This is a genomic window from Bradyrhizobium sp. UFLA06-06, assembly GCF_054820065.1.
Genome location: NZ_JADFUD010000033.1, coordinates 71,219 through 86,031 on the forward strand (window position 1 = coordinate 71,219; position 14,813 = coordinate 86,031).

The 14,813-nt window shown below is 59.3% G+C and carries 7 protein-coding genes and 1 pseudogene; 3 read left to right on the forward strand and 5 right to left on the reverse strand.

Annotated elements, in window-relative coordinates; genetic code table 11:
• Nucleotides 1-541: 541 nt before the first annotated feature.
• Nucleotides 542-922, reverse strand: a complete 381-nt coding sequence (locus IF803_RS25965; protein WP_018270047.1) for a hypothetical protein — start codon at nt 920-922, stop codon at nt 542-544.
• A 163-nt stretch (nt 923-1,085) separates the two neighbouring features.
• Nucleotides 1,086-1,565, reverse strand: coding sequence for a toll/interleukin-1 receptor domain-containing protein (locus tag IF803_RS25970; RefSeq protein WP_461193957.1), 480 nt, complete (start codon nt 1,563-1,565; stop codon nt 1,086-1,088).
• Between the two features lie 925 nt (nt 1,566-2,490).
• Here IF803_RS25970 and IF803_RS25975 point away from each other — a divergent pair.
• From IF803_RS25975 to IF803_RS25985, 3 genes and pseudogenes are all read left to right on the forward strand, one after another.
• Entirely contained in the window at nt 2,491-3,291 is an 801-nt protein-coding gene (locus IF803_RS25975) for a hypothetical protein (protein WP_233475652.1), read from the forward strand.
• A gap of 502 nt (nt 3,292-3,793) precedes the next feature.
• A pseudogene (locus IF803_RS25980) lies at nt 3,794-4,092 on the forward strand (integrase core domain-containing protein); the annotation flags it as partial.
• Between the two features lie 1,965 nt (nt 4,093-6,057).
• Complete coding sequence (locus tag IF803_RS25985; protein ID WP_155258909.1) at nt 6,058-6,294, forward strand: hypothetical protein; 237 nt, start codon at nt 6,058-6,060, stop codon at nt 6,292-6,294.
• Between the two features lie 59 nt (nt 6,295-6,353).
• On the opposite strand, the gene IF803_RS25990 is transcribed toward IF803_RS25985, so the two are convergent.
• Genes IF803_RS25990 through IF803_RS26000 form a run of 3 tightly spaced genes read right to left on the reverse strand, consistent with a single transcriptional unit; the run spans nt 6,354 to nt 14,647 of the window.
• Nucleotides 6,354-7,721, reverse strand: a complete 1,368-nt coding sequence (locus IF803_RS25990; RefSeq protein ID WP_018270052.1) for a hypothetical protein — start codon at nt 7,719-7,721, stop codon at nt 6,354-6,356.
• A complete protein-coding gene (locus IF803_RS25995) occupies nt 7,718-13,987 on the reverse strand; it encodes an AAA domain-containing protein (protein WP_461193959.1) in 6,270 nt (2,089 codons plus the stop codon). The genes IF803_RS25990 and IF803_RS25995 overlap by 4 nt, the downstream gene beginning before the upstream one ends.
• Nucleotides 13,988-13,993: 6 nt before the next feature.
• On the reverse strand, nt 13,994-14,647 hold the full coding sequence (locus tag IF803_RS26000; RefSeq protein WP_168857690.1) for a 4Fe-4S single cluster domain-containing protein: 654 nt from the start codon (nt 14,645-14,647) through the stop codon (nt 13,994-13,996).
• Nucleotides 14,648-14,813: the final 166 nt, after the last annotated feature.

A 14,813-nucleotide genomic window follows, 5' to 3' on the forward strand; every position in this document is an offset into this window, starting at 1 on the left:
CGGCACCCTAACCGCCTTGCTCTCTATAGGCGGGCATGCGCGCCCCAATTTTTACGTCGTGTGTTCTCGAGGGCATGAATTTAGATGTCATTGAAAAACAAGCCGAGCAACTGCTCAGGACACTGGCTCGGCTCTAACCCGGAGGACGCTGATCAAAATCACCAAATCTAAGTCCAACGCCAGGCAGACCCCCGGTAGCCCTTCTGCTACTTGGTGGCGCGGGAGCCCGTTACTTCTTCTGCGGCTGGCGCAGCTCTTCAATCTTCGCACCGTGGCCGGCTGCATCAGTTGCGTGCGGCGCAACTGCCTCAGGCCTACATCGAGTTGCGGGCGGATTGCCGCATATGCGGCCTATCTCAGCCCATCCGACGCATTTGCCATTCGGGCCACGATAACCGGGGCCGCCCCGTTCTCCGCATTCGGCGGCTGCCGGGCCCGCAACACAAAGCAATAGGGAAATGGCGGAGATGAGCGGGATGGTCATGGCGCGGCGTTCAACTCGGCGGGTGCTCCGCGTGGGGTGTCGAAAAAACGGACTGCGTTAGGTTGTTCCCGGCGGCGGCTTATTCTGAAACTGGATATTGCACTTCTTAGCGATCGAGGCTTGTTCGATTGCGACCATCTGATCCTTCATCTGACCGAGCTCGGCTGCGGTCTGCTTGTCACGGCCAACTAGGAACGCTGCCGGCCAGAAAACGATGACTGCGGCTGTCGTCGCTATTGTATCCTTTGTGCGCTGACTGTCCTGAGCACCCGAGAGGGCAGCTGCGCGCGCAGATACGCCCTGCGCCTCCAGGGCGAGCTGTTGGCGGGTGTAGGACTGATACATCACAGGTGAAACGTAGTTCGGCGTGATATCGGCAGCCGACGACGCACAACCATCTAAGGTGGCGGCGAGCGCCACTATTCCCAAATTCCTCATTAAAAAGCCTCCCCAGCCCGTCCGTTACTAAGCGCAACTACTGGTGGAGAGCACGTCCGTGGGTCTCCGGATAGCCAAAAGTAGTGTGCACGTCGACGAGACGTCTTTGCCTGTGGCATGACTCGCGCGGCAGCGCCCGGAACGCTTGTGCGTGGAGCGGCCATCAGGGCAATAGGACGACCTCGGCGAGCTTGGCAGCGACGTCCGCCATAGGTGCTTCTGCGGTGTCTAGGCCGGTTCTCGAAGCGAGCAGAGGGCTAACCTCGCGGAGAGCTTCATACGTCGTCTGGTGCACGACGGGAACGAGACGCTCACCAGCGAGGAGCGCCGAAAGTTCTTTGTCGGCGATGCCTTCTTTTGGGAGGCGGAACAGCAGCGCGGGGGTGACCAGCACGATCCCAATCCGCGAATTCGCCAAGCCCTTGTCGATGGCGCGGAGCAACGGCACGCCGAGGTCTACGTCCTTCTCGCTGAACCAGACCTTGACACCGCGCGCTTCGAGCAAATCGTGCAGTTCCTTGGCAGCACCCTGCCGGTCGTCCCACGCATGGCAGAGAAAGACGTCCCGACGGTCAAGGGACGCTTGTTTCTCGACGTTCTCGCGGATGGGCGTGAGTGCCCGCACTTCGGCGGGCGTGTACAACACGGACGAACCGGGGCGCGACCATCTCGCTCGTACGCGGCTGCCGGACCCGCCGCCGCCGCTGCTGCTTCGGCCGCTGCCGCTGCCTCCCGGCGAGGGGTAGGACGGGGTGTAAGTCGGAGTGGAGGGCGGGGAATACGACGGGTAACTGAAGCCGCGATAGCGGCCACTACATGCAGGGCACTCTGCTGCCGCGCTTGCTGTGCGATGACCTCGTACCGGTGCTGTGCATCTAGCCATGGGCCGATTTCCTTAGAGAGAAGTTCAAGGCTCGCGAATCAACGCAAGCAGGTTGCCTTGAAATATTCGCACCCACGGCTTCGCACCTCGTCAATGGCATTTGGGACAGGAGAGCGCCCCTATATCACAGAGCGACCTTCAAAAGACGCGCAGCCTGCCATTCGCTCTTGTGGAGAAGGGGTGCACTTGCGCGATAAACTCGCCGACTTCACGCTCGGAACCTGCCACAACGGACTGCTTTTGCCGCGCCACTGTCGAGGGATGCAGCAAGGCATCGAGTGCCGCCTTCACAAACGCCGCTCTGAAGCGGTGGGAAGTTAGGCAAGTGCAAGGGCGGACATAATGGGTTCGAAAAGCAAGAAACGGCTGTCGCCGAGCGTCCGTGATGCAGTTCCCCGACAAGCGCTTGCGACCATCAACGAATCCGCGAGTAGCCATTCGATCCTAGGCGCACTGATTGTTTCAACATCCGCTTTGTGCGCAACGCGCGGTGCTGTGTCGGGCACGCAACAGGGGTTGCACCAAATCGTGAAGGTTTACTTTTGCGAGTTGCACTCTCAGGTCGAATGGCGTTCGATAACAACCAATTTTGGTCAGGTTGACCGGAGGGACCCTCGCTCCTCTAGAAACCTGCGCAGCTAATTTTTGAACCCGGGGATTTGGCATGTTGAGGCCGGGAATCAATTTGATCGCACTTGTCGCTGGTTGTGCGCTTGCAGGATGTGGGTTGCGCGTCCCAGAAATTCGCGATTTTCCTAATGGTGGATCATACGCCTCCAACAATGCTTTGGTGCAGGCAATCGTTCGAAGCGTTCATTGCGAACTTGAGGATGCAGTTACCAGAGTTATCAATGCAAGAGCCGGTTCGTCCGATGCTCTATTCTTGCGTAAGTGGGGAGCTCAAGTGGCCCTCACTATCCAGCTTGAAGAGAAGTCCACGGCTAATCCGACGGCTGTTTGGTTTCCTCCCTCGCCACCTTCGTCAATCTTCACGTTGAGCGGATCATTCAATGGATCAGCAGACGCAACTCGCGTGGATAAGGTAAATTTCTATTACAAAGTAAGCGAGCTCTATCTTGGGCCAAACGGAAGGTGTGAGCGTGACACCGCGGCGCCGACCGACTCATTACTGATTCAGAGCGACTTGAAACTGGCGGAATGGCTCGACGCTATGGTCAACGGCGTCGCGACAGGGCAAATCACAAGCGTCGCGAAGCAAAATGTGCTTTCGCATCAAGTAACTTTCGAAATCGATACTAGCGGAAGCATTACTCCTGCATGGAAGCTCGTGAGAGCAACATTCAATCAAAGTGGCAACTTGCTGTCCGCCTTGCGCAATCGCAAGCATGACCTCGTGGTTACCTTCGCGCCGCTCGACAAAACGCAGAGCGGAAACTTCCTCATCCCAATCGGCGAAAGTACGCATATTGCTTCGCAGCTGACCAGCGGCATTACGACCGGCTTCAAGAGCGCCCTGGGGCAATAGATTCTCTAAAGGTTGTTCGAGTGGAGGACAATGATGACCAAGAAGACGAAAAGGCGCCCTGCGAAGGGCGGAACGAAGGCTGGCGCGAATGTTCTGTTCGCAACTCTGTCGGATGATCCAGCGACGAACGCTATCGCTGACCGAGTTGCGCGTTGTAATAAGCCGCCGCTCAAATGGCTAAGGCAGGCTGATGGGTCGTGGCTGGAATGCTCCCTTCGTTCAGATTGCACGTACGGTAACTGCCATGAGGTAAGTGCCAATGAGGTGCCAGCTGAAATCCGCAATGCCTGAACCACACGGCGCGATCGGATTTTGAGAGGCGCGATCAGTTCGCAAACCGAGCGAGCTCACGGCCCGGTGATGTTCGTGATCTCTAGGGCCGCTTGGGAAGCCATCGATCAGACTTTAGCGAAGAGATCCTCCCATTTTAGTCCCGAGCGGATGCTGGCCGTCGCTCCTGAAACCAACTCCTCCTTGGAGCATAACGTCACCTGACTTCTAGCCCATGCAGAATGCCTTTATTGAGAGCTTCAAAGGCCGGCTGCGGGATGAACTGTTGAAGAGACGCTATTTACCTCGCTGGCCCAGGCCCGCGTCGCGCTCAGATGCTGGCGCGCCGATTACAACGATGCACGGCCACACTCGCGGATCGGATGGCAGACGCCATCCGAGTTCGCTATCACCTGCCATCCCGCGCCGGGATCTGGCGCTGCGCTGTGTCGAGGGCCCCGCGCCAGCTCCGTCGCTACCACCGCCCAACCGGGCAAATCCAACAGCCGGGACGAACTCAGGACTGGATAAAACTTGGGGGCAAGGTCACCTCGACCGGCTCTTGCACCACAACTACGTGCTGACCATCCGCAGCGGCAGCTACCGGCTCCGCACCAACCAAAAGAGCGGCCTCATCGAGGTGCCCGCTGCTGACGCAGTCTGTTCGGCTCCGCCACTCTCTATCACGTTCGCGGCGGAGCAAATCTGCAACCAACATCATGAGCCCGAGAATGCGGGTGGTTCTCCATGACGGGGGCAGTTCCGGATGGCGTTTGACAAAGCGGGTGTCATCGCCATCTGTCGCTACGCTGTACGTTAGCACATGTGTCGGCGAGTGGCGCGATCCGATGCAAAATTGTGATCGAGGTGATTTCGTGCGCGTTGACGGCGAGTTTTCTGGCGCTCGAGTGGCGGACTGATATTATGTGGCGCGGTGACTTGGTCCGTAGACGTGTCGTTGCTGCTGCTGCAGGCGGAGGCGTACAGGGTGTACGGGATGATTTGCTATGGTCGCCTTCGACAGTCATGCGGTAGAAAGGCGCGGCGACATGCGCCGCCGCGCAGAATCATCTACCTACCGATCCTTTGGCTCGGCATTGATCCATAGTCTGTGCTGCGTGGAAAATTCGCGACTTAGCCGAGCTTCTTGCAATCATCGCAACGCGGCCTATTACCTTGACCGGCTTTGCGGTGCCATTGCTTGATCTGTTTTCCGGCCGGGCAGTTGTCGTGGTCGTGATAGACGTTGCGATGAGATGGCGGATATTCGAGCGAATCCGTGTGGTAGGCAGCAACCCTTGACATAATTTCCTCATTTGTCGGTGGTTGAGTGTAATTGTATCAATCAAAAGTTGATATTCGCAATTGGTATTCTGTAATTGGTATGCGGGCAGACGCAGTCGTAGTCCCGTGAGGCGCGCGAGCGAACGCAAGGGATCGCCGCCGCCAGCGATGCCGCGGCAGCGCTCGAAATTGACCAATGCAAACGTGCGGCGCGCGGCGATCAACACAGATCCCATTGCTCCCGGAAAGAGTTGCGAGGGTTACCGACACGGTAGGCGGCGTGGATCGCCAGGAGCGGGCGCCGAAGCGAGTGAAGTGCAAGCTACAGCTGCGCGCCGCCAGCAGTCACGCGGCATCACCTGAAAACTGATCTGCTGTTTGACGTCAGGTCTGCGTGCATTGTTGCAACCAGCCTCGATCCGCCAAGTGTGGCGCGCTGGCACAAGACGCCCCGCCAGCCGTGTTCCCCGTATACCGCGCTCGTCGCCGCAAACTGCGTCGCCCGGTCCCGATGATGGCTTCCAAATGTCTTCCAAGGTACGCGCCAGCTTCATCGATTTAAGATGGCCTCTACCTCGCACAACGACGCTGGTGAAATTCGTCGAAAAACGCGCTCGACCGAGGAATTTGAGCGTTAACGTGACGATCCCGTGCGCTCTGTCGATGGCATGTGTTGCTTGAGTTCAGCCACCCTGCGAAACACCATTTCGGTTTGAGTGACCGCAGCCAATTTCGCTGCCGCCATTGTTTCGGCGTGAGGCCATTCAAAAGCTTGAAAGCCAAGCAGAACAGCGCGAACCCTGACGATTGGGGTCAACGATTCTTGGATGCATATAGTTGGACTCGAATTGACCTCAATTAATGCTCTTGTTGTTGATGGGCAATTGCTCTTGTGGATGTCAGGGCTCCGTTGGATTCGGCATTACACCCCGGCCGGTGGATTCCCGACGTCCGCTCTCGGGGGTGTAAGGATCACATATGAAGACCGCGGCTATCGTTCTGCCCACTATCAATGCGCCTCACAGCAAACAGCTGGACGCGCAGGCGATCGTTTCTTGTCTTTCCGGCTGCCGCTAAGACTGTGCCCGGACACATGGCAGCTTTCTTCGGCGGAAAGTTGAGCCGTCCATGCGGAAAAGAGTTCGCACATCAGTTCGGCATCAGCGATGCGGAGCTTGCTGCTTCTGCAAAAAGCCTTTTCCTGCTATTCCGGTGAGCATTATCCGTTGGCAGCATGATATCTTCGATATCGCTGCCGCAAGCGATGGTCATTCCGCTGCCCTGATCCGCGCATGTCGACCGAACGTGATCGAAACCGTCGTTCAGATCGATAAGCCAAATCCCGAATTTGTGCGCGACGCAATAGAAAGTCTAATTATAAGGGATAGCTATCAAGGAGTTGCCGCAGAAGCTCTCGACCGCGCGAAAGAGATACTTCGGGCCGTGTGATCGTCGCCGGTATCTACAAGATTATTTCCTTTAGGCTGCGGCTGGTTTCTTACAGATTCTTAATTGTGACGGTTGAGTGGTCGTGCTCGATATAATCTTTCGGCATCAGCCGCTTCGTGGCTTGCACCCGGATCAGAGACGATCTTCAGGGGGAATTGACCGGCCGGCCTTGCGAATTCCATCGCAACGTTCCCGCCGGCTTTCGCGACCAACGTCCTCAGTCGATCGAACTCGCCGCACCAGATCGTTTCCATGTCGCGGTCACGATTCTCATCGTGAACTTCGGCCGAACTGCCGATACCGACGACTCGGACCTGGAGGAGATCAGATCTCGATCCGCCCAACAGTTCTACCCCGTAGCCAGCATTGGCCGCCTTACGCAGGACGATCTGGCCGTTCTGGACCCAGGCGGTCGCCATTCCCTCCGATACCTCGTATCCCAGGCTGGCAAGACCTTCGAGCACCGCACGCCTGCGTTCCTCGGCGGCCATCGCCTTGAATTCTTCCTCGATGAGAAAGTCTGCGCGCTTGACGAGTTCTTGCCCGTTGCTGCTAGCTGGCGAGGTGAGGGTCTGGTCGATTTCGCTCAGCAGCGAGGCCGCCTGCGGTGACTTCATCACAGAAAGTTCGGCGCGTCGCGCACGAAGCTCGTCTGCTAGTTTCGCACGGGCGCGGCCATCCTTCACGGCCGCTGCCAGGTCCAGCAAAAGGCTATCCGCGACAAGCGGTCTTCTCGTCGGCGGCTCTGCTTCCAGGAGCGCGACACGGTCTGCGAACGGGGAAGAATCGATGCCAAGGCCGCGCAACTCGCCCAGGACCGCATCGACGCGCGCCAAAGCGGGATCCTCCATCTCCTCAGGTTGTCGAGAAATCCATTCTCGCAACGTATCACGACGTTCGCCGGCGCCAAGCTGACTGGCAAGCTCGCGTTGGCGGTCTGTCGCGGTATCCGGCGCCGCCTGAGAAGGCAGCAGCAACAACGCTCTTGCCATAGCCGCTTCCAGGCGCTCGGAAGATGCACTCGAACCACTGAGCTCGCTTCGAATGTCGGCGGGAATCTCGACTTTCAGAGCCTGCAGCCTCTGCAGCAGCGCCTCGGCTGCCGCTCTCGAGCGTCTCAAATCACGCTTCGAGCGCGCCGCTATTTCAGCAGCTCTTTCGACGCGGCGCTCGGAGTCCACCTGAAGGAAGCCGATCTCAGCTGCGACCTGCTTCTGTAGTTCGACGAAACGATCGGCGTCGAGTAGGCGGCGAAGCTCGTCTCGCCGGGCTATGACCTTTTCGATATCGTTCTGCTCAATCGTCCCGTTGCGTCTACCCGCGGAGGTCCAGCTTTCGACCGCGGCGTCGAGCCGCGCCAGGTTGCGACGACAGATGGCGATGATCTCGGCTCGGGTAACGATCCTGAATGCTTTGGGCCCGCTCATTGTAATCCTCCCCCACGGAGCGCGTATTCTACAGCGTTCTTGAGCCGCAGGCGTTCGGCGTCTCCCGCATGAGTCCAAGCATATGACGAAACTCTGTGAACGTATGGGACGGCCCTCCCTAATACCTTCGGACGCCAGATCTCACGAGCACGCGCTCTCTGAAGCAATCGATGTCGCGGCGCGTCGCATTCGACGCCGATCGCGTAGAGGCCGGTCCGCGGATCGGTTACGGCGAAATCAAGGCTGAATGCGCCGCCATCGCGAGCCCGGCTGGCCTTGTAGCCATTCGCCTCCAGGAAGGCTTCGACGGACCTGGTGAAGCCGTCGTCCTCGTGATGTCCGGCTTCGTTGTGGGGACGCTGTTGGGTGACCATCCGCTCCAACAGAGTCTTGCCGGAGTCTGCAAGGCCGTCGGAGACGGTCCTGGCATATTCAAGGTAGCCTTGCAGATAGTCGCGCGGCACCCTGGGACCGCTCCGTCTCGTCAGCAGGTCCGATATCTCAACCGTCGGCATCGATGTGGCGATGACCACCTTTTCTCTTGCGCGCGTCACCGCGACGTTCAGGCGGCGCTCGCCGCCTGCGTGTCCGAGCGCGCCGAAGCTCTTGCGGAAGACGCCGTGCTCGTTGCGGCCGAAGGTCGTAGAGAAAACGATGATGTCACGCTCATCGCCTTGTACGTTCTCCACGTTCTTAACGAAAAAGCCCATATCCTCGCCATGCTCCATACGTTCGCGCTCGCGCATCAGTGCCTCACGGAATGCTGCATCGTTTTCGGCGCGGTCTTCCAGAGCATCTTCTATGGCGTCGGCCTGCTTGCGGTTGAACGTGACGACACCGACCGACGGCGGCGATGAATCCTCCCAAAGCTCGGATAGGTATGCCACGACATCGCTGGCTTCCTTTTGGTTCGTCTGGGCCTTGTAAGTGCCGTCCGAGCGCACCACTTCGATTGGTTTGAGTCTACGGATTGTTTCTTCGGGATGGCGAACGGGGACGCTAAGACCGTTGCTGTAGAATGAGGCGTTCGAGAATGAAATCAGTTCCCGATACTTCGAACGATAGTGCACCTGCAAAGTACGGGTGCGGAGTGCGGAGCGGGCGAGTTGGAGGAGGTCGGGACAATCCTTGATCTCTCGGCGGTTCCATGTCTCTGCGAAGGCCTCGCGCTCCTCCTCGCTCGCTCCTTCTTCTGGTTCTTCACCGTCGAATATCGCCGCTTCGTCGTTCTCGACCTTGCTCGCAAAGAATGAGGTCGGCGGCATCTGCTTTTCGTCGCCGCTGACGACAACAAGCCTGCTTCGGAATAAAGAGGGCAAGGCATATTCAACGGGCATCTGCGAAGCCTCGTCAAAGATGACGGTATCGAACAATCCGGCGCGAGGTTGCAGCACGCGGCTGGCGACATCGGGTGTCATGAGCCAGACGGGGCGGAGCGCGAACAGACCGAGCGGAGCGGCGCGATCGATGAATTCGCGCAATCTTAGTGCTCGCGGGCCGCGCAGCTTGGTAATCGCATCCCACTCGACCGTCGCACGCACTTTGCTGGCGTCGATACCTTGGACGAGAAGGTCCCTGTTGTATTGCCGGATCTGCGCGTCGGCTTCCGCAAGCGATTTGACCTTGGCTTCGACCTCATCGCCATCGAACAACACGTCAGGACTCGCACCCTCCATACCGGCCTTCCATGCCAAATGCGCCTCGCGGCGTATGGTGGCGCGAACGCAGCCGTCGAGATCTTCGGAAGCCAGTTTCGACAGCTCGGACTCCGTGGACCTGAGTGTTGCGAAGATGGCACGCTCCTTGTCACCAAGCCGCGAAGATCGAAGTCGATATTCCTGGTAACTGCTTAGCATCGGCAGAGCCTGCACGATCTGGTCAATGGCATTCGTATTGGAGCGACCATTCTCGATCGCCGAGCGTCTCGATCCGAGCCACAGTTCGTCGAAATATGTCCTAAGCCGGTCCAAAGCGGCGCGGCTCTGCTCTCTTATGTCATGCCTTTTGAGCGCGAGATCAGCCCGCTCAAAGAACGATCCGAGCTCTTCGGTGTTTCCGGCCGAGAGCGCCTTATCGAGCTCAAGCCGGCTCGGGCACCGATCGATGAGCGAATTGTGGCCCCCCAGACCCTCGAGGAACGAGCCAAGGCGCTCGGCGAAATCGGCGAGCTTACCAGGCGACAGATCCAGATTGGGGGCTCGCCCGAACAGGGTCGTGAAATAGTGCTCGAGTTCGCGCCTCGGCTGGCGCATGGCCAATTCGAGCTCGACCGCATAATACAGTGAGCTGATAGCGTCGTTATCCTGCGGGAGTTGCAGCGACGCAAGAAACTGGCGTACACGACGCGTTCGCAGCCAATGTAGCGGGTTGATCCATTGTAGGGCACTTGCCGGCAGGCGAACCTGGCCCGCGAGCTCTCCAGCGGAGCGCAGCTCATCCTCATTCAAGGCGATCAGCTTGGAGCAAAAGTTCGGCTTGTAGGCTGGGCCATTGAGCGATGAGAAGATTTCCTTAATCGCCGATAGGCCCTCGAGAATACGCGCAGCTTCCGATGCCCCATCCTCGACCTTGCGAAACAGCGGCCGCAATCGAGCGAGATTTGCGCACACCGAATCGCTGATCGAACGGAGCTCGCCCGCTTCGACAAGCCAGGACCTAAATTCCGCCGCATCCGATATTGTCAGGCAGTTCGACGTCTCAGCATCGGCCTGTTCGCGCCGGGCGTCCGCTTGCAAAAATGCTTGCAGAAGCGAGGCGAGTGCAGCCGCGGTTCCTCGGTCGGGATTGAACGGCTTGAGGGCGGACAGGGGATTGTCTTCGAATTTCGATGACAGCCAGAACTTCGCGAGCGGACCGCAATTCTCCTCGATCGTTGCCACGTCTGCGGGATGTAGATCCGACAGCAAAGGCCGGAGTTCAGGAGCCTCGATCGGCTTCGCTCTGCCTTCTTCGATCGCGAGCAGTTCGCCGAGCAGCGCTCGATAGGACAATCCGGTCCGATCATCGACGGAATGGAGCGCGATTTGGCGGCGGTCCAGCTCCATCTCGAGTGTCTCGATGCGCGCCGCGAGGCGCTCGCGCTCTCGCTTCCAGGCCGCAGACACTCCGGGAAGCAGATTGTGCAACGCCTGGACCTGCGAACGGACTGCACCCACGATCGCCTCCCGGTCGCGATTGGCGTCGGTGATCATGACGAAGCGATCGCTCAGGCGCTCCTTGTCCAAACGCTTGCGCACGACTTCGAGAGCGGCTTGCTTCTGACAGATCACAAGGAGTGATTTTCCCGTGCCTATAGCGTCTGCGACCATATTGACGATGGTTTGGCTCTTGCCAGTTCCGGGAGGTCCTTCGATGACAAGTCCCGGGGCCTGACGCGCTTCCAAGACGGCGGCCTCCTGCGAAGGATCGCTGTCGGCCGTGAAGTATCGGTCGACCTCCTTCACTTGCGGCGATGCAAGAGGCGCCTCCTGCTGTTCGTTCAAACGGAGCGCGGCCTCGAGCGCTGTCGCTGTCGGAGGTAGGCCCCGGAGCGTCTCGAGATCCTTCATGACGGCCTGGCCCATGAAAGCCAGATGGAAGAGCACGGCTGCAGGTACCAGTTGACGTTCCTGCGCTGCGACCTCGACGTCCTTGCCCGGAAGCGCCGTCAATTCGTTGCCGACTGGCTGGGCCAATCGGCTGAAGGCGTCCATCACCGCCTGGACGGACAAGCTTGCATGGGTAAGAAACTCGTTGGCCGCTTCTTGCCAACGTCTCGCCTCCGGGATGCCAACCATTCCTTCGAGAGCCGGATTGACGAGAACGTGCTCGATCTCCGTGTCTGGGTTTCTCTCACGTCCGTATCCCAACGTGACATGACCGCGATTTCCGACCTCGGGACTGACGTGCACCGGCCACAGCAGCACCGGCGCAATCCGCGGTCTCGCGTTCGGCCGATGATCGCGCATGATCAGGAATGGAAATCCCAGATACAGGCCATCGATGCCGGTATCGCGCTTGTAGAGCAGCGCGTGGGAGTGCAACGAGCGCAATCGTCGCTCAAGGCCGTCATCATCGGCAAAAGCCGCTGGATCGAGGTTCACGGTCCGGTTCGTGCGGCCAAGCAGCTGATCGAGAATCTCGCTCGCCGGCACCCTGGACGTATTGAGTTCGGTGAGGTCGATCCTGGCCGATTTGCCAATCAGCATGCGCGTCAGCGGCCCGCGCAATACTCCGCCCGAAATCCGCTTGGCGAAAAAGTCCAAGATCGTCGAGACGTAGCCTTGCTTTGGAAGCGGCTTCCACATCTCGGAGGGCACACAGAGAAGGGCGAGCGCGCGCCCAAGAGGCATCCGTCTGTCCAGGCGGAACTGGTCCGCCCACTCGTCGACTTCCTTGATGCCGCATCTGGCAAAGTTCTGTATGCGCTCGTCGATCGCCTGATAGATCTCGCGACGTGGCCGGCCAAGGAGGGTCGTCGTTTCCTCGGCGGAAAAGTCGCTAAGACCGGCCGCCGACGCTTCCTTTTCGGCTTCTTCGATGACCTCGGCAACCGAGCGGAACTGGTTCGAGGTCGCGCTGAGCAGGATGAGGAGATCTTCTTCCGCCGAAATGCGGCGCTCAGTGAGCGCGGCCACGCCGGCGTGATCGGTGTCGGGGAAAAGCTTTCGCCGTTCTTCCCACAGCGCGGCCAGGCGGGCCATAGAGGTCGACAGAAGGTGGACGCGCAGAGCATCTTCGTCGACCGCGATTTCCAGCTGGTCCAACCGCTTTCGAACCATGTCGGAGCGGACCTTCAGGCGCCAGAGCCAATCGTCCGGATCAATCTTCCGGAGCAGATCGGGTGCCGGGCCGGTGATGAGACTGTAGCCGTCGCCCGGGTGATCGAGCAGCCAACCCGGCGTGACGATATTACCTCTGACGATCAGAGGCATCGACGGGTTGAGCGTCTTAAGAGAGATGGAAAGCTTCAAATCCTCCTGAAGATCTTCGGTGCGCAGGATTTGCCGAAGGCCCGCCGCTATCGCCGCTTCGAAGCCGGCTTCGGCAGCCCAACTTGCAACCGCGCCTCTGAGGACGAGGGCCTTGGCTTGGTCCCAGTTCGCAGCTTCAGCCGCTGCCAATGCGAACGTGTTTGCAGATCGATATTGCTTGCCACCCAGCGAAATCGAGGCGTGGCCTTCTGTGTCGCCCGCTCGGTCGGCCGCTGGAGCTGAGATGGTCTCTCCGCGCAGCCACGCCTGAATTTCCTTCCACTGCCAGCGCTGGCGCCTGTCACGGGCCAACAAGCCGCGAAGCAAGGTGTTGATCCGCTCATCCAGACTTTCGGGCAGGTGTACGCCGTTGGTCAAAACGTGGATCAGAAAGGCCTGCTCGTTGATACCTTCGAAACACGCGCCTTGGGTGATCTTTTCCAGCAAGATCATCCCCATGCTCCACCAGTCAGAAGCCGGCGCGACGCCGCCGGCTATCGCCTCGGGCGCCATATAGCGGGTGGTTTCGAGCGGAGACACGATATCGAGGTCGAATTCGGAGAGCCGTGCCGATCCGAAGCCACTGATGACGAGGTCAAGCGGGTCCCTTGAACGCACGAAGATGACGGAAGGGCGGAGATCCCTGTGTCGCAATCCAGCTTCAGTGAGGGCGTGAACGGCCTGCGCTAGCTCGCCGACCAGCTTCGCTACGGCAGCCGGATCCGCGGGATCGACGGCGAGATCCGTCAGCGTGCCGCCCCTAAATTCCTCCGCGACCTCATAGGCGCGCTCTTGCCAGCGACCGGTGGCGAAGAATTCCGGGACGTGATCTCGAGGGAGCTTTAAGAGCAAATCATAGATCGCTTGATCCGGCTCCGCGCCTATAGCGTAAAGCGTGAGTATTCCCCGTTGACCGTCCGAGTCGCGCGTGGCGACGAAGCGTTCGCGGACTGCGCTGGATGAGGCGATCCGATCCTGCAGGCGCCAGCCGTCCACGATCGTTTCGCCCTCGGGCGCGAGTTCCGGCCCTGGCATGGGTTCCGCCGGTGAGGGCGCTTCTTGCCTTTCGATGATCGGCTCGCCGCAGACGCTGCAGATCAGGTCGCCGGGAGAGCCCTGATGACCGTTTCGGCAGATCGGAATGCTCGCAGAGGGATTTACAGGTGGATTCGGCTTCGGTCTCGTCGCACTACGCGGCGTGATATCGACCGTCGAGAGGTCCCAGCCGCAGGTTTGGCCATTCAACGTGCCTTCGCAGAAGATCTCGGTGACGGGACGTTCGGTGGTGCAGTTCGGACAAAGTCTGATCATCATTAAATTCTAAAGAGAGGGGAAACGGGTATCTTCCGAAATTCCAAGCGTCGATCCGCTGCCTTCGAGAATATGTTGCAGGCGCCGGAAGTCGCCGCGCGCGGGAATGCCCGCAAGCCAGACGTCTCCGTTATCGTCGAACATCACGTCGAGCGCGCGATCTTTTTCGCCGATGGGGCGGTCGAAGCTCTCGAGCCGAGCGCGGCCCAAGGGCGTCAATAGATGGAGTTCCTGATTGTCGCTGCCACGAAGCGCCATGGTCTGCGCCTCTTCGATATTGAACGGTCCGGAAACGATCGCGTCGATGAGCGATGGTGAAGCCGCGAGCGCATCGCAGATCGTGGCCCAAGAATACCCGGTAAAGACCAGGATATCGGCGTCCGTTCGAGTTCGCAGGCCCGCCAAGAGATCGAACAAGGCCTCGCGCTGGTCGAAAGGCTCTCCACCCGAAATCGTGATGCCGTCGGCCATCGAAAGCCATGGGGAAACCGCCTCGACGACCTCATCTACGGCCGTCGTTCCGCGTCCGTGCACCCAAGTGTCCATGGAGATGCACCCTGGGCAGCGGATCGAACAGCCTTGAAACCAGATCCCGATCCGTTGGCCGGGCCCCAAGGTCGTGACCGGGAAATGGATGCGCGACAGATTGACCATTCTTTTCATGGGGACGGCTCGCTTACGAGCTCGATCGTCGTCGATGGACCAGGGCGGACGCTTTCGATCCTGTATCTGCGTCCGGCTCCTGCTCCGTTATCGAATAGAGCCCGCGAGAGCGGGTTGATGAGGTGAGATTCCACCTGGTTGCGGATGCCTCGGCCGCCGTTCGAAA

Excerpts from the sequence above, each read along its gene's own strand:
- IF803_RS26000 (WP_168857690.1), bottom strand. The coding sequence starts at position 14,647 with ATGAAAAGAATGGTCAATCTGTCGCGCATCCATTTCCCGGTCACGACC.
- IF803_RS25990 (WP_018270052.1), bottom strand. The coding sequence starts at position 7,721 with ATGAGCGGGCCCAAAGCATTCAGGATCGTTACCCGAGCCGAGATCATC.
- IF803_RS25965 (WP_018270047.1), bottom strand. The coding sequence starts at position 922 with ATGAGGAATTTGGGAATAGTGGCGCTCGCCGCCACCTTAGATGGTTGT.
- IF803_RS25995 (WP_461193959.1), bottom strand. The coding sequence starts at position 13,987 with ATGATGATCAGACTTTGTCCGAACTGCACCACCGAACGTCCCGTCACC.